The 24,345-nt window shown below is 71.2% G+C and carries 20 protein-coding genes; 8 read left to right on the forward strand and 12 right to left on the reverse strand.

The genetic code is table 11. The features are described from left to right. Positions 1-6: 6 nt before the first annotated feature. Positions 7-672 carry a ribulose-phosphate 3-epimerase gene (gene rpe / locus PV646_RS31695; RefSeq protein ID WP_500345974.1) on the reverse strand — a complete coding sequence of 222 codons (666 nt, stop codon included), beginning with the start codon at positions 670-672 and terminating at the stop codon, positions 7-9. A 26-nt stretch (positions 673-698) separates the two neighbouring features. Further along, positions 699-1,199, reverse strand: a complete 501-nt coding sequence (locus PV646_RS31700; protein ID WP_500345975.1) for a flavoprotein — start codon at positions 1,197-1,199, stop codon at positions 699-701. Positions 1,200-1,286: 87 nt separating this feature from the next. Between PV646_RS31700 and PV646_RS31705 the strand changes: the two genes are divergently transcribed. Next, the gene (locus PV646_RS31705; protein WP_500345976.1) at positions 1,287-2,282 is read left to right on the forward strand and encodes a hypothetical protein; all 996 of its coding nucleotides are present in this window, start codon (positions 1,287-1,289) and stop codon (positions 2,280-2,282) included. A gap of 144 nt (positions 2,283-2,426) precedes the next feature. Here PV646_RS31705 and PV646_RS31710 read toward each other — a convergent pair whose 3' ends face one another. From PV646_RS31710 to PV646_RS31725, 4 genes are all read right to left on the reverse strand, one after another. Further along, the gene (locus PV646_RS31710; RefSeq protein WP_500345977.1) at positions 2,427-3,878 is read right to left on the reverse strand and encodes an RsmB/NOP family class I SAM-dependent RNA methyltransferase; all 1,452 of its coding nucleotides are present in this window, start codon (positions 3,876-3,878) and stop codon (positions 2,427-2,429) included. Between the two features lie 109 nt (positions 3,879-3,987). After that, the gene (gene fmt / locus PV646_RS31715; protein WP_500345978.1) at positions 3,988-4,914 is read right to left on the reverse strand and encodes a methionyl-tRNA formyltransferase; all 927 of its coding nucleotides are present in this window, start codon (positions 4,912-4,914) and stop codon (positions 3,988-3,990) included. Between the two features lie 2 nt (positions 4,915-4,916). Further along, complete coding sequence (gene def / locus PV646_RS31720; protein ID WP_500345979.1) at positions 4,917-5,465, reverse strand: peptide deformylase; 549 nt, start codon at positions 5,463-5,465, stop codon at positions 4,917-4,919. 46 nt (positions 5,466-5,511) lie between these two features. Then, the gene (locus PV646_RS31725; protein WP_500345980.1) at positions 5,512-5,661 is read right to left on the reverse strand and encodes a hypothetical protein; all 150 of its coding nucleotides are present in this window, start codon (positions 5,659-5,661) and stop codon (positions 5,512-5,514) included. A 120-nt stretch (positions 5,662-5,781) separates the two neighbouring features. On the opposite strand from PV646_RS31725, the gene PV646_RS31730 reads away from it, so the two are divergent. From PV646_RS31730 to PV646_RS31740, 3 genes are read left to right on the forward strand one after another with little or no spacing between them, the layout of a single operon-like run. Further along, entirely contained in the window at positions 5,782-6,384 is a 603-nt protein-coding gene (locus PV646_RS31730) for an RNA polymerase sigma factor (protein WP_500345981.1), read from the forward strand. Continuing rightward, entirely contained in the window at positions 6,384-7,523 is a 1,140-nt protein-coding gene (locus tag PV646_RS31735) for a hypothetical protein (protein WP_500345982.1), read from the forward strand. The genes PV646_RS31730 and PV646_RS31735 overlap by 1 nt, the downstream gene beginning before the upstream one ends. 10 nt (positions 7,524-7,533) lie before the next feature. Continuing rightward, positions 7,534-8,052, forward strand: a complete 519-nt coding sequence (locus PV646_RS31740; RefSeq protein ID WP_500345983.1) for a DinB family protein — start codon at positions 7,534-7,536, stop codon at positions 8,050-8,052. 57 nt (positions 8,053-8,109) lie between these two features. Here PV646_RS31740 and ggt read toward each other — a convergent pair whose 3' ends face one another. After that, positions 8,110-9,879 (reverse strand): gamma-glutamyltransferase, encoded by a 1,770-nt coding sequence (gene ggt / locus PV646_RS31745; protein ID WP_500345984.1) that lies wholly within the window; start codon positions 9,877-9,879, stop codon positions 8,110-8,112. 65 nt (positions 9,880-9,944) lie between these two features. On the opposite strand from ggt, the gene PV646_RS31750 reads away from it, so the two are divergent. Next, positions 9,945-10,412 (forward strand): hypothetical protein, encoded by a 468-nt coding sequence (locus tag PV646_RS31750; protein ID WP_500345985.1) that lies wholly within the window; start codon positions 9,945-9,947, stop codon positions 10,410-10,412. 22 nt (positions 10,413-10,434) lie between these two features. On the opposite strand, the gene PV646_RS31755 is transcribed toward PV646_RS31750, so the two are convergent. The 4 genes from PV646_RS31755 to PV646_RS31770 all read right to left on the reverse strand — a co-directional run bounded on the left by PV646_RS31755 (position 10,435) and on the right by PV646_RS31770 (position 17,306). Then, a complete protein-coding gene (locus PV646_RS31755) occupies positions 10,435-12,693 on the reverse strand; it encodes a primosomal protein N' (RefSeq protein ID WP_500345986.1) in 2,259 nt (752 codons plus the stop codon). A 30-nt stretch (positions 12,694-12,723) separates the two neighbouring features. Then, the gene (locus tag PV646_RS31760) at positions 12,724-13,929 is read right to left on the reverse strand and encodes a hypothetical protein (RefSeq protein ID WP_500345987.1); all 1,206 of its coding nucleotides are present in this window, start codon (positions 13,927-13,929) and stop codon (positions 12,724-12,726) included. Between the two features lie 10 nt (positions 13,930-13,939). Next, positions 13,940-15,886 carry a phosphocholine-specific phospholipase C gene (locus tag PV646_RS31765; protein WP_500345988.1) on the reverse strand — a complete coding sequence of 649 codons (1,947 nt, stop codon included), beginning with the start codon at positions 15,884-15,886 and terminating at the stop codon, positions 13,940-13,942. Positions 15,887-15,977: 91 nt separating this feature from the next. Continuing rightward, positions 15,978-17,306, reverse strand: coding sequence for a S8 family peptidase (locus PV646_RS31770; protein WP_500345989.1), 1,329 nt, complete (start codon positions 17,304-17,306; stop codon positions 15,978-15,980). Between the two features lie 137 nt (positions 17,307-17,443). Between PV646_RS31770 and PV646_RS31775 the strand changes: the two genes are divergently transcribed. From PV646_RS31775 to PV646_RS31785, 3 genes are all read left to right on the forward strand, one after another. Next, complete coding sequence (locus PV646_RS31775) at positions 17,444-18,187, forward strand: hypothetical protein (protein ID WP_500345990.1); 744 nt, start codon at positions 17,444-17,446, stop codon at positions 18,185-18,187. Between the two features lie 49 nt (positions 18,188-18,236). Continuing rightward, positions 18,237-20,762, forward strand: a complete 2,526-nt coding sequence (locus PV646_RS31780; protein WP_500345991.1) for an AfsR/SARP family transcriptional regulator — start codon at positions 18,237-18,239, stop codon at positions 20,760-20,762. Between the two features lie 63 nt (positions 20,763-20,825). After that, entirely contained in the window at positions 20,826-21,308 is a 483-nt protein-coding gene (locus tag PV646_RS31785) for a calcium-binding protein (protein WP_500345992.1), read from the forward strand. On the opposite strand, the gene PV646_RS31790 is transcribed toward PV646_RS31785, so the two are convergent. Beyond that, positions 21,298-24,177, reverse strand: coding sequence for an AfsR/SARP family transcriptional regulator (locus PV646_RS31790; protein ID WP_500345993.1), 2,880 nt, complete (start codon positions 24,175-24,177; stop codon positions 21,298-21,300). The genes PV646_RS31785 and PV646_RS31790 overlap by 11 nt on opposite strands. Positions 24,178-24,345: the final 168 nt, after the last annotated feature.

A 24,345-nucleotide genomic window follows, 5' to 3' on the forward strand; every position in this document is an offset into this window, starting at 1 on the left:
CGGGGGTCACGTGGTCCTGGTTCCCTGGGCGCCGGCTGCCTGCGCGCGCAACGCCTCGACCGCCTTGCCCGGGTCGGCGGCGTCGTACACGGCGGATCCGGCGACGAAGCAGTCCACCCCTGCCTGCGCGGCCTGTTCGATCGTGTCGGCGTTGATGCCGCCGTCGATCTCGAGGACCAGCTTGAGGTGCCCGGTGTCGACCAGGTGGCGGGCCTGGCGGACCTTGTCCAGCACGCCGGCCATGAAGCTCTGCCCGCCGAAGCCCGGCTCGACCGACATGACCAGCAGCGTGTCGTAGTGCTTGAGGACCTCGACGTACGGCTCCAGCGGGGTGCCGGGCTTGATGCTCAGGCCGGCCTTGGACCCGGCGGCCCTGAGGTTCTTGGCCAGCGCGACCGGGTCGTTCGCCGCCTCGACGTGCACGGTCACGTTGTACGCGCCCGCCTCCGCGTAGCCGATGGCCCAGCGGTCCGGGTCCTCGATCATGAGGTGGCAGTCGATCGGGATGTCGGTGACCTTGAGCAGCGACTTCACCACGGGCAGGCCGAGCGTCAGGTTCGGCACGAAGTGGTTGTCCATGACGTCGACGTGGATCCAGTCCGACGTGGGCACCGCGGCGAGCTCGTCGGCGAGGCGCGCGAAGTCGGCGGACAGGATGCTGGGGGCGATCATCGGCGTGTGGACCACAAGGGTGAAGTCTAGGTGTCCAGCAGGTCGAGCAGCGTGCCGGGAGCCACGTCTGAGACCACGACGACACCCGCATTGGTGAGCGTCGTGACGTGCGTCTCCCACATCGGGTGGCGGCGCTTGTCCGCGTTGGCCTGGGGCATGACGACGACCCGGCAGTCCTCGACACCGATGGCCTCGTTCAACGCCGTCAGCGCCTGGTTGTCGCCGATGCCCAGGGCCAGCTTGGCCACGGAGTTCGCGCTGGCGGGGGCGAAGACGAACGCGTCCGGCGTCGGGTAGGGCTTGGGCTGGCTCGGCATCCTCGGTTCCCAGCGGATCGGGAGGTCGGTCAGCGCCTGGAGCTCGTCGAGCTCGCCCGCCTCCTCGAACCACGGGACCACGGCGGGCGTGAAGGTGATGGCCAGCCGCCACCCCCGTCGCACGGCCGGCTCGGCCAGTTCCGTGCGGAACCAGGTCTCGACGCCGCCGCAGCCGGAGGCGACCAATCCGAGCAATCCACGCGTGGTCACCACTGCGATGTTAGGCGGTCATTTCTGGCGGTCACCGCCGATAACGTCCCCACCGCGGGTGATCACCCGCACACTGAGGGGAGCAGGATGCGCAACTGGAACCGGTGGCTCACCGCCACCGCGATGACGGCCGCCCTGGTGGCGGCCACCGCCTCACCCGCGATCGCGGAACCGCCTCAGCGCACCGTGCCGTTGGCGCTGAAGTCGTTCTCGGACATCGTCGTCGACCCGACGCTGGGGCACGTGTTCGTGAGCAGCAAGGCCGACCACGCCGTCGCCGTCACGGACCTGTCGGGCAACGCGGTCACCAAGCTGTCCAACCTGCCCGGCGCCACGGGTCTGGCGCTGAGCCCGGACGGGGAGACGGTCTTCGTCGCGCTGTCCCAGCAGGGCGCGATCGCCGCGCTGGACACGCTCACGCTGACCGAGCGGGCTCGCCATCCGGTCGGCGAGGTGTGCCCGTCCGACCTCGCGATCACCAACGGCCGTCTGTACTTCAGCTACGGCTGCGACACCTGGGGCGGCGGGATCGGCCGCGTCTCGCTCAACGGCGCGGACGCCCGGACGGGCCTCGTGACCGGGCACTACAGCCCGCAGCAGCTCGCGACGTCGCCCGCCAGGCCCGGTCTGCTGGCGGCGGGCCAGCCGAGCCTGTCGCCCTCGGAGCTCGTGGTCCTGCGCGAGCAGGGTGACGGACTGGCCGTCCAGGCGTCCCGCGAGGCGGGCAGCAACCTCGCCGACGTCGAGTTCTCCCAGGACGGCGGCCAGGTCCACGTCGCGGGCGGGGCGCCGTACCAGATCCAGTCGTACACGAGCGACACCCTCGCGGTGCGCGGCAGCTACAACACCGGCCCCTACCCGGTGGCGGTGGCGACGAGCCCTGACTCGGGTGCCCTCGCGGCAGGGGTCAACAGCGACACGTCCGTGCGGCTCTACCCGGCGGGCTCGCTCGACGAGTCCCGTTCGTACGAGGCGCCGTACCTGTACCAGGCGAGCCTCGCATGGGGTCCCGGCGGCCGCTGGGTCTACGCGGTGGGCAACCGGTTCGGCCAGCCCGCGCAGTTGCACGTGCTGAAGGCCTGACGTGCGTGGCCGGGCGTGCTGCGGCTCGCCCGGCCACGGGTCCTGCCGTCACTCGAACCGGTGAACCCGGACGCGGTTGTGCCCCGATGAGGCCGACGGGGCCCGAACCTGTCGGACCCCGTCGCTAGCGTCCTTCACGAGCGCTCAAACAGGGCGTCGCAGCACCGCGCAGAACATCGCGTCGGTGCCGTGCAGATGGGGCCAGAGCTGAACGTGCGGTCCTTCCCCGAGGTCCGGAACTCCTGGGAAGAGCTCCCGCGTGTCCAGCACTTCGGCCCCGGTGCGCTTCGCGACGTCCGTCACCACCCCTACGGTCTCCGAGAGATGAGGTGAGCACACGACATAAGCCACCACGCCGCCAGGGCGCACCAGCTTCAGCGCCTCGGTCAGCAGCTCGCGTTGCAGCTTCGTGAGCGTGCCGACGTCGGCGGGCTGGCGCCTCCACCGCGCCTCCGGGCGTCGGCGCAGCGCACCGAGACCGGTGCAGGGCGCATCGACCAGCACGCGGTCGAACGCCCCTTCCAGGAAGCCGGTCTCGAGGCCGTCGGCCACCTCCACGGTGACCGGCAGGCCTGAGGTGAGCTTGCGCACGAGCTCCGCGCGGTGGGGCGCCTTCTCGACGGCGACCAGTTCGCCGCCCTCGATGCCGACCAGTGCGGCCAGCAGGGCGGCCTTGCCACCGGGGCCCGCGCAGAGGTCCAGCCAGCGGTCGTCCGTGCCCCCGTTGTCGCCGCCTTCCAGCGGCGCCCGCGTCAGGGCCAGCGCGCACAGCTGACTGCCCTCGTCCTGCACGTGGGCGAGGCGTTCCCGGACGGGCTCGAGATCGCCCGGGTCGCCCGCGCCGGGCTCCAGGTGCACGCCGTAGGGCGAGTAGGGCGCCACGTCGCCGCCGGTGATGGCGGCGAGCTCGTCGGCGCTCACCTCGCCGGGGCGTGCCACCAGGTGTACGGCCGGACGCGCGTCGTCGGCCTCGAGGGCCTGCCTCAGCGGTTCCTCGCGGCTGCCGAGGGACTCCGCGAACGCCTGCGCGATCCAGCGCGGGTGGGCGTGGGTGAAGGCCAGGTTGCCGATCGGGTCGGTGTCCGGGTCGGGTGCGAGCTCGTCGACCCACGCGGCCTCGTCCTGCTCGGACACCCGGCGCAGGACGGCGTTGACGAAGCCGGCGACGCCGGACCCGAGCTCGGCCCGCACGAGGTCGACGGTCGAGGCGACCGCGGCGTGCGACGGAATCCGGGTGCGCAGCAGCTGATACGCGCCCAGCCGCAACGCGTCGAGCGCCGAGCCGTCCACTTCGGACAGCGGGCGGTCCGAGCACGCCTCGATGACGGCGTCGAGCAGGCCCTGGGCTCGCGCCGCGCCGTAGGTGAGCTCGGTGGCCAGGGCCGCGTCGCGGCCGGTGATGCGCCGGTCGCGAAGCATCTGCGGCAGCACCAGGTTCGCGTACGCGTCCCGCTGCCGCACGGCGCGCAGGGTCTCCAGCGCGGCGAGGCGTGCCGGGTCCTCCACGGGTGGCCGGGAGGGGCCGGTGCGCCGCTTCGGCGGGTGCGGCCTGCTCGGCCGGGAAGGCTTGGAGGCGCCTCGCGAGTGGTTGGTCATGCGGTGTACTCCACTGTCTCTGGCTCCCCTGCGGCGACACGGGTCACGCGCGCCGCGTTCATGTCCTGCCGCTCACCGGCGACGCCTGCCGAGCTCGGCCGGGTGCGCCTCATGCGATGCGCTCCCCTGCTTCGATCCGCGTGCCGCGCGCCCAGTCGGTTGCGGCCATGCGCTTCTTGCCCTGTGCCTGGACCTCGCCGAGGGCCACGGCGGTGGTCGCGGTGCCCACGAGCACGCGCTTGCGCTCGACGAGCACCTCGCCTGCCGGCAGCGTCACGTCGGCCACCGGCGTCACGGGGCCGAGCTTGAGCCGCTCGCCCCGGAACTCGGCCCACGCGCCGGGCTCCGGCGTCACGGCGCGCGCCAGGCGGTCGACGGCCGCGGCGGGCGTGGTGAAGTCGAGGCGCGCGTCCTCGACGGTGATCTTCGGGGCGTAGGTGACGCCGTCGGAGGGCTGGTCGACGGCGACCAGGCTGCCGTCCTCGATGCCGTCCACAGTGGACAGCAGCAGGTCTGCTCCCGAGACGGACAGCCGGGTCAGCAGGTCGCCGGAGGTGTCGTGGTCGCGCACCTTCTCGGTGACGACGCCGAACACCGGGCCCGCGTCGAGTTCCTTGACGATGCGGAACGTCGAGGCGCCGGTGATGTCGTCGCCGTTGCGCACGGAGGCCTGCACCGGCGCGGCGCCGCGCCACGCGGGCAGCACGGAGAAGTGGAGGTTGACCCAGCCGAACTTCGGCACGTCGAGCGTGCGCTGCGGGAGCAGGTTGCCGTAGGCGACGACCGGGCAGAGGTCGGGTTCCAGTGCGCGCAGGCGGTCCAGGAACTCGGGATCACCGGCCTTGGCCGGGGTGAGGACCTCGATGCCGTGCTCGTCGGCGAGCGCGCCCACAGGGGAGCGCTCGAGCCGGCGGCCGCGGCCGGAGGGTGCGTCGGGGCGGGTGACCACGGCGACGACGTCGTGGCGGGAGGAGTCGATGAGGGCGCGCAGCGAGGGCAGTGCGACCTCGGGCGTACCGGCGAACACGAGTCGCATGGTCAGCTGGACCTGCCGAAGAGTGGGTGCGGGCTCTGCTTCAAGGTGGGGACCGTACCGTCGAACCACTCGGACTGCCGGATTTCCCGCATGGCCTGCTTGCGGGTGTCGGCGTCGAGGCGGTCGAGGAACATCACGCCGTCGAGGTGGTCCGACTCGTGCTGGATGCAGCGCGCCAGCGTCTCGGTGCCCTCGACCTCGACGGGCTCACCGTGCATGTTCCAGCCCTTGGCCACGACGTGCAGGTGGCGCTTGCAGTCCCACGACATGCCGGGGATGGACAGGCAGCCCTCGGAACCGTCCTGCATCTCACTCCCGACCACGTCCCACGTGGGGTTGATGAGATGCCCCGCGAAGCCGTCGCAGTGGTACGTGAACACACGCAGTCCAACACCGAGCTGAGGCGCGGCGAGTCCTGCTCCGCCGGCGTCCTGCATCGTGTCCCACAGGTCCTTGACCAGGGTGCGCAGTTCCTTGTCGAAGTCGGTGACCTCGGTCGCCGCTGTGCGCAGCACGGGGTCGCCGAACAGGCGGATGGGTTGGACGGTCACGCAGTGCTCCTCGTGTGGACTGGAGGTCAGTCTACGAGGAGCGCGCTCAGTGCTCGGACGCGCTGCCGAGGAAGATCACGCCCACCAGCGCCACGACGAAGTGGCCGGTGAACCGCAGGGCCGTCAGCACGGGCCGCAGCAGCGCGTGGATGTCGAGGTGGGCTGCCGGGGCGCTGGTAACAGTGGTCGTCGTCATGCCATGAACTGTGCCGTTCGCGCAGGTCAGCTCACATCGGCTCGAGGTATCGAACCCGGGTCAGCCCGAGGTAGGAAGATCAGGTGCAACACTCGGCCATTAGGTGGACACCTCCAGGTCATGAGGCTGATGCGACCGAGCTGGGAGGGGGCGGCCGCCTTGCCGGACGACGCCCCGCCGGACGCCGAACTGTGGGCACGAGGCGACGAGCGCGCCTTCGGTGAGCTGTACGACCGCTACGCCGAGGCCGTGTGGAACCACGCGTACCGGCTGACGGCGTCGTGGTCGACGGCGGAGGACCTGACGTCGGCGACGTTCATGACGGCGTGGCGCCGCCGTGGCCAGGTGACGCTGGTCCGGGACAGCGCGCTGCCGTGGCTGTTCACCGTCGCGGGTTACCTCGCCCGGTCGGAGTTCCGCCGCAGGACCAGGTTCACCCGCCTGCTGACGCGCGTGCCCAGGAACGACGTGCAGGGCGACCACGCCGAGGAGGTCGTGTCGGCGCTGGACCACGAGGCGCGCCTGAGCCAGGTGTTGCGGGCCGTGGACCGGCTGCCCCGCGCCGAACGCGAGGCCGTCGAGCTCGTGCTGCTCGGCGAGCTGACCACCGCGGAGGCCGCCGAGGCGTTGGGGGTGGCCGAGGTGAGCGTTCGGTCGCGCCTCTCCCGCGCACGCAGCCGCCTGCGCAAGGTGCTCTCCGACGACACCCTGGAGGTGGAGTGATGACGATCGGCCTGCCACCTCGCCGCGCGTTGCCCGAGGACGTCAAGGAACGCATGCGCCCGGACGTCGCCGGGGACCGGGGCCGTCACCCCCTCACACCGCTGGCCGTCGCCGCCGGTGTGGTGCTCCTAGTGGTAGGCGGTGTCGTCCTCACGCGCCCCGCGCCCCACGCGCTCGATCCGGGCCGCGATGGAGTCATCGCTCCCTCCGAGCGCGACGTCACCCGGTGCCGGGACGCCCTGCGGGACGCGACCTGGTCCTCCTCGAAGATGGTGGTCTTCGGTCTGCGCAAGGTGCTCGTCGGTGACGACGGCCGCTTCTGCGAGCTCACGAGGTCCAGGGCGACGGTGGCGTCGAAGGAGTTCGAGCCGGTCGCGTTGGGGACGGGCAGGATGACCCACCGCACCGGTCAGATCATCGCGGGCGTACCGCCGCAGGGCGCGCGGACGGCGAAGGCGCGTGAGGTGGGCCCCTCGCACAGCCGCAGTTCCAGCGGGAGCGTGGTCACCCCGGATTTCTTCGTCATCCACTCGCAGAACGCGATGGCTTCGTCCGAACTGATCTTCGACGGCACCGTCACGCAGATCCCGCCCGTGCAGCTCGAACGGTTCCCGGAGTGGCCGGCGGACGGCGAATCCGACAGCTACGAGAGTGGTGACGCGGACTCCCGCAGTGCGGTGAACGTCCTCGCCAGGTGCGCCGACAACGCCTTCGCCACCAGCGGGAACGCGGACGAGCTGAGGGGCTGGGAGCCGTTGCTGATGACGGACCCGAACCAGCCGGGCGGCATGCTGCTCGCGCATCGCGGCCACGAGGAGTGGGCGAACTGCCCTCTGTCCGAATCAGATCCGGGTGCCCTCTCGACGATCCGGACCGCCGACCGGGCCCCCGAGTCCGCCGCGGTCCTCATCGGCGGCTACCAGTCGGGAACGCGGTTCGTCGTGGTCGGCCGCACCCACAGGTCCGCGAAGGCGGTGGAGGTGTCCGACAGCGGCGGGGCACGGGTGACGACCGAGGTCGCCGACGGTCACTTCATCGCGATGCTGCCCGTCACGGGCTCGCCGCCCTCCCCCGCCACCCTGCGCCTGGTCGCCCGCGACGAGCGAAACAAGGTCGTCTACGACGGCGGCATCGGCTAGGCATGTCCCCATGACGTGGACAGCACCTGAGGTCGAGCTGGTCGAAGAACCCCTGCTCGGCGCCGAACGCCCGATGCTGGAAGCGTGGCTCGACCGCCATCGAGCCACCTTCCTGGCCAACTGCGCGGGACTGAGCGGCGAACAACTCGCCATGACGTCCGCACCGCCGTCGAACCTGAGCCTGCTCGGCCTCGTCCGCCACCTCTCCGACGTCGAGCGGATGTGGTTCCGGGTCCGGCTGGCGGGCCAGGACGTCAAGACCCGCTACAGCGCGCCGGGCGAGTGGAACGACGGCTTCGAGCACCTGGACCCGGCCCGTGCCGAGGCGGAGTACGCGGACCTGCTCGCCGAGATGGCGGAGTCGCGCGCCGCTGCGGCCGGCCGGGACCTGGACGACACGTTCGTGCACGAGCGCGCCGGTGAGATCTCCGTGCGCTGGCTCTACATCCACCTGATCGAGGAGTACGCGCAGCACAACGGTCACGCCGACCTCATCCGCGAGCGCATCGACGGCCGCACCAACTCCTGACCGTCCGCTGGGCGGCTGGAGCACGGATGCCCGCGCTCCAGCCAGCTCAGGACGTGCTCAGCCCACCTTCACGACGCGGGCCGCTCCACCGCCGCGCCGGGTCGGCTCGGCGACGGCGCGCCAGCGGCCGTCCTTGGCGCGTTCGACGGCCGTGGCGGCGCCGATCTCGGCGTTCTGGCTGAACCTGTGCCCGATGGCCTGCAGGCCCGCGGTGGTCGAGGCCGCGATGAACGCCGCCTCGGCCGGGGTGGTGGCCGCGTTGCGCTGGGAGGCGCGCGGGGCCGCCACGGCGTCGACGAGGGACATCTTGCGGTCCAGGCGGGCGGTCAGGATCTGGGTGACCGTGGTGATGATCGTGGAGCCGCCCGGTGAGCCGACGGCGAGCACGACCTTGCCGTGGTCGAGGACGATCGTCGGGGCCATGGACGAGCGCGGGCGCTTGCCGGGGCCGGGGAGGTTCGGGTGCGGAACGCCGGGGGTCGGGGCGACGAACTCGAAGTCGGTGAGTTCGTTGTTGAGCAGGAAGCCCCGGTTCGGGACGACGATGCCGCTGCCGCCCTCCGCCTCGATGGTCAGCGTGTAGGCGACGACGTTGCCCCAGCGGTCGGCGGTCGTGAGGTGCGTGGTGCGCTCGGCGTCCTCGCGCAGTGCCGAGATGCCGGCGGTGGCTTCGCAGGCCTTGGGGTTGCGCGGGTCGGCGGCGGGCTGCGGGGCGGGCAGCACGGCGTCGGGCTTGATCAGGCACGCGCGGCTGTCCGCGAACTTCTGCGAGAGCAGGCCCTCGGTCGGCACGCGGGAGAACTTGGGGTCACCGACCCAGCGCAGGCGGTCGGCGAAGGAGAGCTTGGTCGACTCGATGAAGCGGTGCAGGTACTCGACGTCGGAGACCTTCGACAGGTCGGTCGACTCGAGGATGTTGAGCGCCTCGCCGACGGTCGTGCCGCCGGACGACGGTGCCGCCATGCCGTAGACGTCGAGGCCGCGGTAGCGCGTGTGCGTCGGGTCGCGGCGTTCGACCTGGTACCGGGCCAGGTCGGAGACCTGCATGTCACCGGCGCGGACGTTGCGGGTCGAGCCGGGCACCACCGGCGGCGTGCGCACGGCGTTCACCAGGTCACGGCCGACCGCGCCGCCGTAGAGCGACGCGAGTTCGGTGCGGGCGAGCTCGCGGTAGGTGTCGGCGAGCTGCGGGTTGCGGAACGTGCTGCCGACCGCGGGCGGCTGGCCGCCGGGCAGGTAGAGGTCGCGGGTCGAGGTGAAGTCGGCGAAGCGGGCGGCGTTGTTCGCGATCTGCGAGTTGAACGTCTGGTCGACGACGAAACCGCGTCGTGCCAACGACTCCGCGGGCGCCATGGCCTCGCGCAGATTCAGCGTGCCCCACTTGCGCAGCGCCTGCTGCCACGTCTTGGGCGTGCCGGGGACGCCGACGGACTTGCCGCTGGTCATCGCCTCGGCGAACGGCAGGGGCTTGCCGTCCTCCACGAAGAGCTGGTCGGTGGCGGACCGCGGCGCGGTCTCCCGTCCGTCCAGAGTGGACACACGCCCGCTGCGGGCGTCGTAGTGGACGAAGAACCCGCCGCCGCCGATGCCCGCGCTGAACGGGTCGGTCACGCCGAGCGCGGCGGCGGTGGCGACGGCGGCGTCGACGGCGTTGCCACCGCGGCGGAGCACGTCGATGCCGATCTGGGACGCGTCGGGGTCGACGCTCGAGACAGCGCCTCCCCAGCCCACCTGTTCGGGCACGCGTGGCGCTGATTCCGCCGCGCCCGCCGGAGCAGGCGCGACCATCACGACGGAGAGTGTGAGCGCGGCAACCGTTCGCAACATGCGGAAACTTCTACTCCGTTGCGACCGGATGGCAACACTCCTTGAGGAAGGCCTAAGGTGCGGGCGTGTCGATCGATCTTGACCAGTTGCGAACCAGTTTCACGAACACCCCGCTCGACGAGGCCGACCGCGAGGAGGCGTTGCACCTCCTGCTGCGCGAACGCCGCGACGGCGACGCCGGCCTGCTGCGCCACCTGCTCGCCGAGGAGACCGCCGCGCACCAGGAGGGCTGGGGCGTCAGCGAGGCGCTGGGCCTCGCCGCGCTGCTGCTCGCCGAGTGCGGCCGCGAGGACGACGTCTGGGCCCTCTGGGAGGCCAAGAACGCCTCCTTCGACACCATGGCGGGCCTCGACGGCTTCCTGCTGTTCCCGGCGGGCATCGCGGGCACGACGGCGCACGTGATCGCGGGCGAGGACCACCCGGAACGCGGCGACCTCATGACCTACCTGAGCGAGTACCTCGAGTACGAGAAGCTCACCGACGAGGACATCCGCGACCACATGGCGGGCCTGCGCTCCCACTACGAGGGCTGAACGCGCGTCAGCCTGGGCGGGCCTACAGGACCTCCAGCGGGTCGAGCTTGATGCGCACCAGGTCCTGTTCCTTGCGGGCCGTCCGCACGGCCTGTGCCTCGGCGAGCACGGCCGCGAGCTGACGGCCCTCCGCGCGGGCGACCCGCACCAGGGCCCGTTCCTTGGTCTCGTCGTCGCCCAGCGGTACCGGGCCGAGGATCTCACCGGTGGGCGGCAGGCGGAGTTCGTCGAGCACGGCGTTCACCGCGTCCGGGGTGCCGTCGACGGTCGCCATCCGGACCGCCGGCGGGAAGCCGAGCTCGGTGCGCGCGGCGAGCTCGGTGGAGGCGTGCCACACCGGGTCCCAGCGGACCAGGGCCTGCACCGGGGTGAGGGACGAGTCCGCGATCACGACCACGCGCCCGTTGCCCGGCCGCACCAGGCCCGCCGCCGTCATCCACCGCCGCAGCGCCTCCTCCGAGGCACGGAGGTCGGCCCTGCCCAGCAACGCCCACCCGTCGAGCAGCAGCACCGCGCCGTAGCCACCCTCGGCCACGGGTTCGGCGCCCGGCGTGGCGACCACCAGCGACGGTTTGCCCGGCACCTTGGTCAGCACCTCGTCCGCTCCGCTGGTCCGCACCGGGTAGCCGGGGAACGCCCGCCCGAGCTCCTCCGCGGTGCGCCTGGCGCCGATGATCTGTCCGCGCAGCTTGCGCGACCCGCACGTGGGGCAGCGGAACCCGGCCTCCGTCGCCGCGCACCACCGGCAGTACGCGGGCTTCGGCGCCCCGTCCTGGGTACCTCCCGGCAACGCCAGCGGCCCGGCGCACCGGCGGCACCGCGCGGGTCCCCGGCACTCGCCGCAGGCGAGCGACGGCACGTATCCCCGGCGCGGCACCTGGATCAGCACCGGCGAGTCGGCGAGGGCGAACCGGGCCGCGTCGAACGCGATGGACGGCAACCGGGCGGTGCGGGCCGCCGAGTCCTTGACGTCCTGCCAGTCGTTGTCGCCCACCGACACCACGCGCGGCGCGACGGACCTCAGCGTCTCCCGCGACGCCACGATCTCGTGCGCCCAGCCCGTCTCGACCAGCAACTGCGCCTCGGCCGTGCGCGCGAACCCGCCGATGAGCAGCGCGGCCCCCGTCATGTGCGCGCGCTGCACCAGCACGTCGCGCACGTTCGGATACGGCGACCGCTGCTCGACGTGCAGGTCGTCCCCGTCGTCCCAGACCACGAGCAGCCCGGGATCCTTGACCGGCGCGAACGCCGTCGCCCGCGTTCCCACGACCACCCGCGCCACACCACGACGCACGGCCAGCCACCGCTTGTAGCGCTCCGACGGCCCGAGGTCGGCCGACAGCGTCACCACGCCCTCGATCACCTTGGCGCACGCCTCGGCGACACGAGCCAGATCGCGGTGGTCCGGCACCACGATGGCCACTCCGCGCCCGGACGACGCGACAGCGGCGGCCGCCTCCGCGAGCCGGGCGGGCCAGTCCTCGGCCGGCAGCGCCTGCCAGACGGCGTGGGCGGGACGCCCCTCGCGCAGGGCCTCCAGGTACTTCGGGCCGCGGGGATAACGCGACCAGGCGTCGGCGGGAACGGGCGGCAGCTGCGACCGCGCGGGCGCGTCCGTGGGAGGGGCAACGGGGGCAACGGCAGGCGAAGCCTCGTCAGAGGGCGGCTCAGCGGCGGACAAGCTCTCGCCTGCGACGACCGGCTGCTCCTCGGAACCCCCACCGGCCACCACAACGTGCTGTTCCTCGACGGGTCGCTCGCCGACGACCTCCTCCGCCACCTCAGCCGGTTGCCCCGCAGAGGTCCTGTCGGCCACCTCAGCCGACTCCCCAGCCGACAGTTCCCCCACCCACGCGGGAAGCTGCGGCAACGGCGGCGCCTCCCCCGACGACGCGGCCTCCGCGCGGGCGTGCCGGGGCGGGATGGCCAGCCGCAGCACGTCGATCATGCCGCCCGCGTACCGGTCCGCGATCGCCCGCGCCAGCACCGCGATCTCCGGCGCGAGCACCGGCTCGGGCGACACGACCTTCTCGATGAAGGCGAGCTTCTTGCCGTACTCCGTCGTCTCGACGCGCTCCAGCAGGTATCCGTCGACCAACTGGCCCGCGAACCTCACGCGGACGCGGCAGCCGGGCACCGCGGCTTCGTCCAGTTCGGACGGAACCGAGTAGTCGAAGGGCCTGTCCAGGTGGGCCAGCGGCACGTCCACCACGATCCGGGCGACCGGCAGCGACTCCGCGGGGACCCGCTCCCCTTTTCTCGCTCCGGTCTTCGCGCTCATGCCTCCTGGTGTATCAGACACCCCCGACAGTCACGCGTTGCGCCTCACCAATCCGGTGAAGCCCGCCACGAACAGGGTGGCGAAAGCCCACGCCAGGACCTGCAGCAGCCACGTCACCGCCAGAACGGCCTGGCCCGCTCCCGCGGCCGTGTCCACGGTGCACCGCGCCGAATCCACCTTGACCAGCGGCGTCGCCACGTTCAGGGCGTAGCCGACCTGTTCGACCACCGAGCACCGCACCGCGCCGGAGACCAGCACCACACCGATCGACACGGCGAGCACCCCGGCCAGCCACACGAGGGCCAGGCCAGGCCGGTAGCCGTGGCCGACCGTCACGCCGCGCAGGAGGTGCCAGGCGCGTCCCCACCGCGAGAGCTGGCCGCGGCGGCGCAGATCACGTTGCTGGGCGACCCGGATCCGCCGCACGTCGCGTTCGTGCCCGGCGCCCTGGTGCGCGGCGGCGAGCTGCGCCCATGGCTGCGCCGAGTAACGCAGGGTGCGCGCCGGCAGGAACGCCAGCCAATCGTCCAAAGTGGCGTCTCGCGGCAGGCCCTCGTAGGTCAGGCCTTCGAGCTGCGCCCTGCCCTCGACCCTCTCGAAGGACAGGAACAGTTCCTTGCCCACGCGCACGTGCCGCAGGTCGAGCGCCACGTCGGACGAGCTGAAAAGCCCCTCCCGCAGAACGAGCTGCCCGTCGACCCGCGTCCCGCGCATCCGCACCGACGCGTGCTTGCCGCCACCGGTGACGTGACACCCCTGGGACAGGAAGATCCCGTCGCCGACCCGCAGGTCGACCAGGAAGATCCCGTCCTCGAAACGCGCGCCGGCGCACCGGAGCACGGCCGAGATCTGCGACCCGCTCAGCGTCACCGAGCCCTCCGCGTGGAACCCGTCGTCGAGGTAGACGCTGCCGCCGATGCGCATGTGCAGCGCGTCGATCGACTGCGCGGCGCTCAGCCGGGCACCGCTCAGGCTGAGGTTGTGGTCGACCGTCAGCCCGCGAGCGTGCACGGCGGGCGCGGTCAGGCCGCGCAGGTCCAGCTGCGTGAACTGCGCCCGGTCGAGCAGCACCGGCTGCTCGGTCGTGCAGTCGCGCAGCACCAACGGCTTCTTCGCCACGACGTCGGACAGGTCGAGCTGACCCGTGATCTTCGCGTCGGCGAGCACGAACCCGCCGGGATCCAAAGATTCATGATCGATCATCCGCCGCCGGATCTCGTCCCCCGTGATCTCCACGGGCGCAACGTTAACCGGAGATCGACTCCTGGCCGTTCTCGATGTGACCGCACAGACGGCGGCGGAACCCCGGTTCTTCCTCCACCGTCACCGTCAGGTCGTACCAGCCGGAGTTCATGATGGTCAGCCACGGGATCACGTGCCGATGCCCCGGCCTCACAACGTAGCGACGCCGCCCCAGCACGAACGTCAGCCGCGTCGATCCGCTGTTCTCGAACGTCAAGGTCAGCACACGGCTGTATCCGCGCACCGACGACGAGACGCGCGCACGGTCCGTGGAAGTGCCAGCGAACTCACGACGGAAGCCGTTGGGACCCAACAACACGAGGTCGTGCTTACCCGCAAGCTCCAGCGAAGCCGCGGACGCGACGTCGAAGTGCTGCGGCAGCGCGAACTGCCCTGAGTACGGGTACAGAGCGAAGTGCACCGACGCCGCGCCGGAGTTCGACATCTCCAGCAACGACCCGCGCAACGACGCGTCAGGCTGGTACGGAAGGGCGCGCGCACGCCGCCGTCCGGCCTCCTGCTCCGGCATCTTCTGCTCGGACGGCGGCGCGGGACGCCAGCGCGGCGTGGCGGGCGGCACCGCGGCGGGCTCACCGACCTCGGGCCACGTCCGGCGCCGGTCGAAGTCGAACGCCGAGGTCAGGTCACCGGCGACGGTCCGGCGCCACGCGGAGATCTCCTCCGACCGCACCCCGGTCCACTTCTCCAGGAACCGCGTCATCGACGTGTGGTCGAACACCTGCGAGTTCACGTAACCGCCAACGGACCACGGCGAGACGACGGTCATCGGTACGCGCGCACCCAATCCCAACGGCCGGTCACCCACGTACTCGTCGGCAACGGACAACGGCGGGCGCGGCGGCGGCACGTGGTCGAAGAAACCGTCGTTCTCGTCATAGGTGATGAACAGGACCGTCGACTCCCACACCTCCTGGTTGGACGCCAGCGCGTCCAGCACCTGGTAGGTGATCGAGGCGGAGGCCGCGGGCGAGGACGCGCCGGGGTGCTCGGAGTCCACAGAGGACGGGACCAGGTACGACACGGCGGGCAACCGTCCGGCGGTGACGTCCGCGCGGAACGTCTCCCCCAGCCCGCCCGGCTTCACCCGGTGCAATCCGCGCGTGTACAACGACTTCTCCGCCGCGGAGAGCTTCGAGAGGTCCAGCGAGCCGATCAACGCCGGGTCGCCCGTCCCGTACAGCTTGTCCAGCGACTTGAACCCGGCGGGCAGCACCTTGCGCGCGATCTCCTTGAAGCGCAGGTAGAACTCCAGGTTGTTGTCCTGGAAGTTGTCCCACTCCTGATACACCCGCCACGACTTCCCAGCGGCCTCGAGGCGTTCCGGGTACGTCTTCCACGTGTAGCCGCCGTGGGTGTCTTCGCTGTAAGCGGCGTTGCCGGTCGCGCGGCCGCCTGAGGGCTCGAAACCCGTGTACCCGGACACCCAGTAGTTGCGGTTCGGTGAGGTCGAGGACGGCACCGAGCAGTGGTAGGCGTCGCACAGCGTGAAGGTGTCCGCGAGCTCGTAGTGGAACGGGATGTCCTGACGTGTGTAGAACGCCATCGTCGCCCCGGTCTTCGCCGGCACCCAGTTGTCGTTCCACCCGCCGCGCAACGCCGAGTGGCCGCCGTTCCAGCTGTGGTCCAGGTCGGCGATGTACTGGATGTCCCGTCCGGAGGCTGCCTCACGCACCGGGAACGGCAGCACGCCCGACTGGTTGAACACACCCCTCAGCGCGTTGCGGTCGGAGAACCCACGCACGCCACGCAGAGTTCCGTAGTAGTGGTCGAACGAACGGTTCTCCTGCATCAACAGCACGACGTGCTTGATCGCGCGCAACCCTCCCGTACGGGGCTCACGTGCCAACGCGGCGTACACCGACGGTGGCAGCAGCGTGCCCGCACCAGCAGCAGCGACGGCAGCCATGAACCCACGACGAGAAAGCGACATGAACCGAGTTTGTAGTCGCGGTACATGTCGCGTAACCAACCCTCGTATGAACAAAGGCCCCGGATGACCAGGGCCTTGTTCACAGATCACATCAGGCGGCGGCGATAGCGGCGGCAACGCTCTGCCGCGCGTCGAGCAGGCCCTTGCCGCACTGAGCGGCGGCGGGGAGCACCTTTGCCTTCAGGTGCAGCAGCACCTGCGCGGGCGTCAGCAACGCCTTGCCGTGCTGCACACGGGCGTGCTGCATCAACGCGACGACACCGGCGACGTGCGGCGTGGCCATGCTCGTGCCCTGGTAGCGCTGGTAGATCGACCCGGCGGGCACCGTCGGGCCGTTGTTCAGCGTCGACAGCACACCGTTGGCGGCCAGCGGCGAGGTCTCGCCACCCGGCGCGCAGATCTCGATCGTGGCGCCGAAGTTCGCGTACGAGGCCCTGTTGGCCTGCCGGTCCGTGGCACCCGTGGTGACGACGCCGACGCAGTTCGCGGGTGTGGCCCCGGCGGCGTTGGCCGAACTGTTGCCCGCCGCCACCACGACGGTCGCGCGGTGCACGTTGCGAGCGGTGTTGATCGCGTTCTGCAGCGTCGCGGGGCACGCCGCCGAGGGACCGCCGAGCGAGAGGTTCAGGACCTTCGCCGGGTTCGGGTTCGCCGGAACGCCCGGAACGGCGCCACCCGCTGCCCAGACGATGCCTGCGGCGATGTCCGCCAACGTGCCACCGCACGTGCCGAGGACGCGCACGGGCACGACCCTGGCCGACGGTGCGACGCCCGTGACACCGGTCGCGTTGTTGCGCAACGCCGCCACGGTGCCGGCGACGTGCAGCCCGTGCCAGCTCGAGGCCCGCGCCGCCGTGCCGGGACCGCACTGGTTCGCCAGCCGCCAGTCGCCCTGGTCCGCCGGGTTGGCGTCCCGGCCGCCGCCGTCCTTGGCGTAGGCCGCGTTGCTGATGAAGTCGTAGCCGCCGATGTAGTTGGCGGACATGTCCGGGTGGGCGGTGCGGCCGGTGTCGATCACCGCGACCCGCTGGCCGGCGCCGGACGGCCCGAGGTCCCAGGCGGGCGAGAGCTGGATGCCGCCGGTCGCCTCCCAGTAGTGCCACTGCTGCGGCCACATCGGGTCGTTCGGCACGGCCGTGGCCTCGAGCACGATGTTCGGCTCGGCGTACTCGACGTCACCGCGGGCCATGAGCACGCGGATCGACTCGGCGGCGTCCCTCGACGCCAGCACCTCGGCGCCGTCGGTGGCGTCGGCGACGGCCCGCGACTTCGACTGGGTGAGCGCGTCCCCTCGCGACGCGCCGTCGCGGAACTTGACGATGATCTCCTGCTCCTCGGGTTCCTCCTGCGCCGCCGCGGTCAGCGGCGTCACGGTCAACGCCATCACGACGCCGAGCAGAGCTGCCATGCCTGTTCTCACGGTCTTCCTCCCCTTCACGAGCGGACTGACTGCGAGAAGGAGAAACCGGCGCGGTTGTGGCACGGATGCGATGGCCACAACAGATTCACAACAGGCCACGCGTACTCACGTGCACAACGTCTTCGAGGGGGAACATCATGCTCACGCTCGTCATAGCGGCCGCACTGGCCGCATCGGGAACCGCCGCCGCACCAGAGCCCGCGACCGTCGCACGGGTCGAGGCCGGCAGGCTCGTCGTCACCGGGGCGCCGTCGCGCGCCAGCCAGATCCACGTCTCCGGCACCACCATCAGCGATGCCGGCACGATGCGGCCCGGCACCGGGTGCACGCGCCTGTCGGCCTCACGCGTCCAGTGCGCGCAGGTCCAGAAGGTCGTCCTCTACCTGGGCAACCGCGACGACACCGTGCTCTACGACAGCGCCGTGCCCACCGAGCAGCACGGTGGCGACGGCGACGACTCGTTGCAGGGCGGGTCGGGCGCGGACGTCCTGCAGGGCGGCGAGGGCGACGACGTGATCAACGGCGGACTGGGCCCCGACCAGTTGTTCGGCGGGGACGGCGACGACGTGCTCGACGAGCCGCAGGCCGACGCGGGCGGCAACTTCCTGCAGGGCGGCTACGGCAACGACAAGATCGACGGCGCCAAGCTGAACATGCGCGACCGCGCGGATTTCAGCGACCACTCCGAGGGCATGACGATCGACCTCGCGGCGGGCACGGCGAGTCGGCCGGGCGAGTTCGACCAGCTCAAGAACGTGCAGGACGTGTACGGCACCCAGGGCGACGACGTGCTGAGCGGCAACGCCTGGCCCAACAAGATGTACGGCCTCGGCGGCAACGACACGTGCACGCAGGGTCCGCTCGACATGTGCGTTCAGTGAGTTCGCCCGGCCGATGTATCAGGGTCGGCCATGAGAACTCCGCTCGTGCGTGGACCAACTAGACGTCCGCCTGCTCGGACCCCTTGAAGTCACCGGGCCAGGCGGCGTGCTGCGCCTCGCCGGCACGCGCCAGCGCTCCCTCCTGGCGCTGCTGGCGTTGCGCGCACCCTCGGTGCTCCCCGCAACGCGTCTGATCGACGCGTTGTGGGGCACCGAGCCCCCACTCACGGCGTTGCGGACGCTGCACAGCCACATCGCCCGCGTCCGTTCGGCTCTCGCCGCGATCGGCCTTCCGGACGTCCTGGTCACCACCACTGCCGGCTACGCGCTGCGAATCGATCCGACGCGCGTCGACGTCACACGGTTCGAGCGCGCTTCCTCACCCCGTGCGGCACTCACGTTGTGGCGCGGCGACCCCTTGACCGACTGCGCCGTCTCCGAGTGGGCGTCCGCCGAAATCACTCGATTGCATGAAGCACGTCTCGCGGCCGAGGAGGCGTTGGCACAGCAAGAGATCGGCCGTGGCGCCTACGGAGCCGCCGCCGCGCAACTCGAACGGCTCGTCGTCGGTCATCCGTTGCGAGAACGCTTCTGGGAGCTGCTCGCCGACGCACAACTACGTGACGGCCGACGCGCCGATGCGTTGAGCACGATCCGTCGGGCGCGCAAGGTGCTCGTCGACGAGTTGGGCGTCGATCCCGGACGGGGCCTGCGCGCGGTCGAGGCGGAGGCGCTCGCCTGTCCGCCCCCGGACTCCGACACGGGGCTGGTCGGACGGCAGCGCGAGACTCAGGACGTCGTGCGGCTGCTGGAGAAGTCGCGGCTCGTCACGCTCACCGGACCGGCGGGCTGCGGCAAGTCCCGGCTCGCCCAGCACGTCACGCCGTCGTCCACGGTGGTCGACCTGACGTCCGCGTCGTGCGTCGAAGACGCGGTCGCGGTGGCATTCGCGATCACCACACGTGAGCTGAGCACGCTCGGGAACGCGTTGATGGTGTTGGACAACTGCGAGCACCTACGGGCCGCGTGCGCGGCGTTCGTCGAGGCTCACCCACAGCTGCGTGTGCTCGCCACGAGCCGTGAACCCCTTGCTGTGCCGGGCGAAACGGTCTACCCGTTGCCGCCACTGGCCGTTCCCGACCCTGACGTGCATCGCTCGTTGGCCGAACTGGCCGCCTATGACGCCGTGCGGCTGTTCTTGGACCGTGCGGCACACACGTACACCGACGCCGATGCACCGGCGATCGCCCAGCTCTGCGCGGCGCTCGACGGCTTGCCGCTGGCGCTGGAACTCGCCGCCGCCCGCACGTCCGTCCTCACCCCCGCCCAGATCGTGCGGCGATTGCGTGACCGGTTCGGGCTGCTGGGACCGTTGCGGGCCGCGATCGCGTGGAGCCACGACCTGCTGACGTCGTCCGAACGCACGCTGTTCGCCGATCTCGCGGTGTGCGCGGGCGGGTTCCCGGCGGATCTGGTGGAGGCGCTGGCCAGTTCGCTCGACGCGCTGACCGGGCTGGTGGCCAAATCGCTCGTGCGGGTGTCACGGGTGGCGGGCGAGACCCGTTTCTCCATGCTGGAAACCGTTCATGCGTTCGCGATGGAGCAACGCTCTTCCGCACACGCACGTGCCGCAGACTTCTTCTTGTGTCTGGCCGAACGTGCCGAGGCCGACCCCACGGGCACGTTGCTCAACGAGTTACGCGTGGAGCACGCGAACCTGAGACGCACCATGGAGTGGTTCAAGTCGACCGGTGACGCGGGCAAGATCCTTCGCCTGGTGGTGGCGTTGGCCCGCTACTGGCACCGCACCGGCAACTACGGCGAGGGCCGGCAGTGGTTGAACGTGGCGCTGGAAAGCTCGGGACCGTTGCGCGGCAAGGCTTTGGCGTCCGCGGCGGCACTGGCGCTGCTGGAGTGCGACTACCCCTCAGCGGTGCGCTATGCTGAAGATGGATTGGAGACCGATCCATCCCTGGCCGGAAGGCTGCACCGGCTGCTCGGCTCGGTCGCGCGAGAACGCGGTCATTACGAAGCTGCGCTACACCATTACCAAGAGGCCGCGTGCGCCTCGAATCCGATGAACGCCGCCTACGCCCGGCAACTCGCGGGCGCCACGTCCTGGCTGTCCGGTGATCTCGTGGTGGCCGAGGCCGATCTTCAGGCATCACTGAAGTCACTGCGAGAACTGGGTGACCGGCGCGGTGCCACGTCGTCGCTCGCCTACCTCGGCGCCGTCGCCTGGTACCGGGGTGATGCCGTGCGGGCTCGCAGGATGCTCGACGAAGCGCTGGACACGTTCGGGGAACTCGAGTTCAAGGAGGGCATCGCCTGGGCACTGAACCTGCTCGGTGTGGTCGAACAGGGCACCGGCAACCCGCGGGCCGCGCGGCCGTTGCTGGAGCGCAGTCTCACGCTGCACCGCGAACTGGGCGATCGCTGGCGTGAGGCGAGCGTCCTGGAGGCTCTCGCCCGCTCGACGGGCAGGCGAGAGCTGTTGAGCGAGGCCGCGGCGATCCGGACCAGGATCGGCGCGCCGGTGCCGACCGTCGAACGGGACATGGCGCGCTCCGGTTAGCGTTCGGGCAACGCCCCGTTGTCACTCTCTTCTCAGGCAAGAAACCGAAGAGGGGAAACGACAATGAGACTGCGCATCGCCGCCGCCGCGCTCGCCATCGGACTGTGCACCGCCGGTGTCGCCCAGGCGGACGACGTCCCGCCGGAGTTCCAGAACAGACCGCCGCAGGCGGCCTGCTACAACGCCGTGCCCACGATCGTCGGGGCGGGCTTCATCCCCGGCGGCCCCGGCCCGGACGTGATCCTCGGCAGCAACGGGCCGGACGTGATCGTCGGCATGGAGGGCAACGACATCATCCTCGGTCTCGGTGCCGACGACGTGATCGTCGGCGGCCCCGGCAACGACCTGATCTGCGCCGGCTGGGGCGACGACAAGGTCGACGGCGGTCTGCACCACGACACCGTCTACGGCGAGCCCGGAGACGACACGATGCTCGGTGGCGACGGGATGGACCTGCTGTCGGGAGGCCTGAACTCCGACGACGGTGACGGCGAGGCAGGGTTCGACTTCTGCACGGCGTCCACCGAGGGCCAGGTCAGCTGCTAGCGACCGCCTGCCGCAACAGGATCTCCGTGGCCGGATCGGGTCTGATCCCGAGCTGCCGCAACGAGTCCAGCACGCGCGCACGCGTCCTCACCATCCTGTGTGGATTGCGTGCGCGCACTGCTGCGGCGAGCGCGAGCCGATGCCCGCGTGGCTCGAACGGCTCCAGTTCCAGGGCCCGTTCCGCCAGGTGGTGAGCCTCGGCCGGATCACCCGTGACGAGCCTGAGTTCGCCCAGTGCCAACAGGTTCCGCACGTGCCTGGTCCTGATGTCGGTGATCTCGGCCTCGCACAGGTCGGTCAGGTCCGGGAGCGGCTCTCCTCGCCACAGCGACACGGCGTCGTCGGCGCCCGCTTCCTGGAACGACCACAGGTCCACCGTCAGCTGATCGCTCCGGACGAGCCGGATCGTCTCGCTGTCGCTGCGCAGGAAGTAACTGGCCTCGCCGCCCGCGCGGCCGGGTTCCAGCAACCGCCTGAGGTGGGTCATGGTGACGCGCAGGTTCCGTGCGGCGCTGGCGGCGTCCAGTTCGGGCCACAGCAGGTCCATCGCCTGCTCTCGGGACAGCGAGGTGCGCAACGTGAGAAGGCCGAGGAGCTGCCGGACGCGTGCCCTGCGCAGTTCGGGTGCGTCGGTGGCGACGCCGTTCCTCGTGACGCGCATCGGCCCGATGACCTCGATGCCGATCGGGTGGTCCGGTGGCGCGGGCACGGTGGCGAGGAGTCTGGCGGCACCGGCGGCGAGGTCCGGATCCCTGGCCAGTTCACGGAACTGGCGGTGCGCGGCCGTTCCGACCCGATCAGCCAGCCAGGTGCCCAGGTGCGTGCTGCCCGCTGCCGCCTGACGCGCGGCGAGTTCGACGGACCACGGCAACGGCAGGAAGCAGAACGCGTGTGCTGCCGGTAGATCTCTTCGCAGATCGCCTTTCCTCGCGTCGAGGAACGCGCGCCCGGCAGCTCGTGCTTTGCGGTGCGACGGCCCCAGATCGATGCTGTCCCAGCGTTCTCTGAGTTCGTCGCTGAGCACGTACCCGAGCGTGAGAAACCGGCGCAGATGCCGTTCGGCGAGCGCGATCTCCAGCGGCCACCGGTCCAGGTGCTGCTTGTAGAGGTCGCGGGCCAGGTCTTCCTCCCCGCGTGTGACGGCCGCCGCCGCTTGCGCGGCACACGCCAGGACCGCGTCGCGCGGGTTGTCCTGCTCCGCCGCCGGTTCCGGAGCGGTCTCACCGAACGACGCCGCGACGACCGCGTGAATGGCCCGCGCCACGAACTCGTCGCGCGCCGTGCTGTCCGTGCCGTCTCCTTGGAAATCAACGGCTTCACCGTCGAACCAGCGAGCCGTCGCGGCATGACGACGGGCCAGGTCGTCCTCGAGCATCCGTTCGGCGAGTTCGGCCGCTTCCCGGCCCCGCCCGCACAGTGCCAGGCAATGCACGTGGAACCTGATCGTGGACACCGCAAGCGCTTGGGGCACAGCGTTGACGGGCGCCTGGGCGAGATGCGTGAGCGCCGCTTCCGGGTCGCCGGCGAGTTCGGCGACGACCGCGGCGACACTGTGCTGGAGCACTTTCAACACCGGCGACTGCGCGTCGAGCCGTTGGGCCCGTTGGGCAACAGCGGCCAGCCGGACCAGATCACCCCTGGAGTGCGCGGTGATCACAGCCTGTCCCAGCGCCACCGCCGCACTCTCGTGGTCACCGGCTTCCAGCATCACCGCGCACGCCCGGTCGACCAGGCAGTCGATCGACGGATCGGTGAAGTCGTTGGCGTGCACCAACGCGGCCTTCAGCAACAGGAACGCCGCCTCTTGCTCGTGCTGTGCGGGAACCGCGTTGAGCCACTTCTGAGCCGTAGCGCCCGGCAGGACCGACAGCGTGGTCCGCACGAGCTCGACCGCAAGCTCGGCGAGCAAAGTCCAGTCGCCGGCACGACACGCGACCCGCCCCGCCGCAGCCAGGTCGCCGCGCCCGGTGAGCACCTCGACGGCCCTGCCCCGCAGATGACCGGTGGACACCAGACCCGCCCACAGGTCGTGGGCCCGGTACCGCCCGTCGTCGAGCCGGTCGACCAGCGGCACCTCACGTGTGAGGTGCTCCAGATCAGTGGACTCCCCCGCCACGACGCCGACCTCCTCGGCCGTCGCCGACCCGAGGATCACCAGCGCGGCCAACGAGGTGCGCGTCCGCTCGGGCAGCCGGCTCAGCACCTCCTCCGCGGCGTACCGCCACGACGCGGCCGGACCGGCCGTGAGCGACAACCTGACAAGGGCCGGCCACCCCTGCAGGTCCTCGGTCAACTCACGCCCGAGTTTCCGGGCCAGCGCGGACGCTTCGGCGCCGGTGAACGCCAGGTCCTTCGTCTCGATGACCGCCACCTCTCCCGCCGCCTGCCTCCGAGCCAGCGGAAGGGCAGGCGTCGAGCGCCCGGACAACACGAGATGCGCGGTGTCGGGCAGGGCACGCGCGACCTGTGCGAGCAACTCCGCGCCCGGCGACCCGTCCGGGACCTCGTGGACGTCGTCGAGCAGCAGACAGACGTCCAGCGGAGCCTTGCCTCGCAACACCGCGAGGACCTCGCGTGGATCGCCCCCAGAGGCCGGATGTCCGAGGGCGCTGAGGATCGCCGACGCCAGACGGGCGGCGTCCTCGTGGCCGGGGCCGCACGTCACCCAGGCGTCGATGCCCCGCGGCGCCAGGAGGTTCGCCCGGACGGCCTGCGCCAGCGCCGTGGTCTTGCCGAAGCCGGGGCCGGCCGTGACCAGCGTGACCGGGCGGGACCAGCGGGCGCCGAGGCGGTCGACCAGCCGCAGGCGGGGCAGCTCGACGTCGAGCGGGCGCGGTACGGCGCGCAGACCGGTCGTGTTGTCCCCCACGGTGGGCGGAGGTGCGCGGAGGGCCGGAAATACGCGCCTGGCAGGCTTCCGCAGCTAGGAGGCGCCAGTTCCAGAGTGGGTGACGACCTTGGGATCAGCGCGAAGTCTGTGCCTGGACGAGGTCCCCGGATGCGAAACGGCCCGCCTCCCCGGTGGGGAAGCGGGCCG

Source organism: Streptomyces sp. ID05-26A (genome assembly GCF_033794685.1).
In the GTDB taxonomy this organism is placed as follows: Bacteria; Actinomycetota; Actinomycetes; order Mycobacteriales; family Pseudonocardiaceae; genus Lentzea.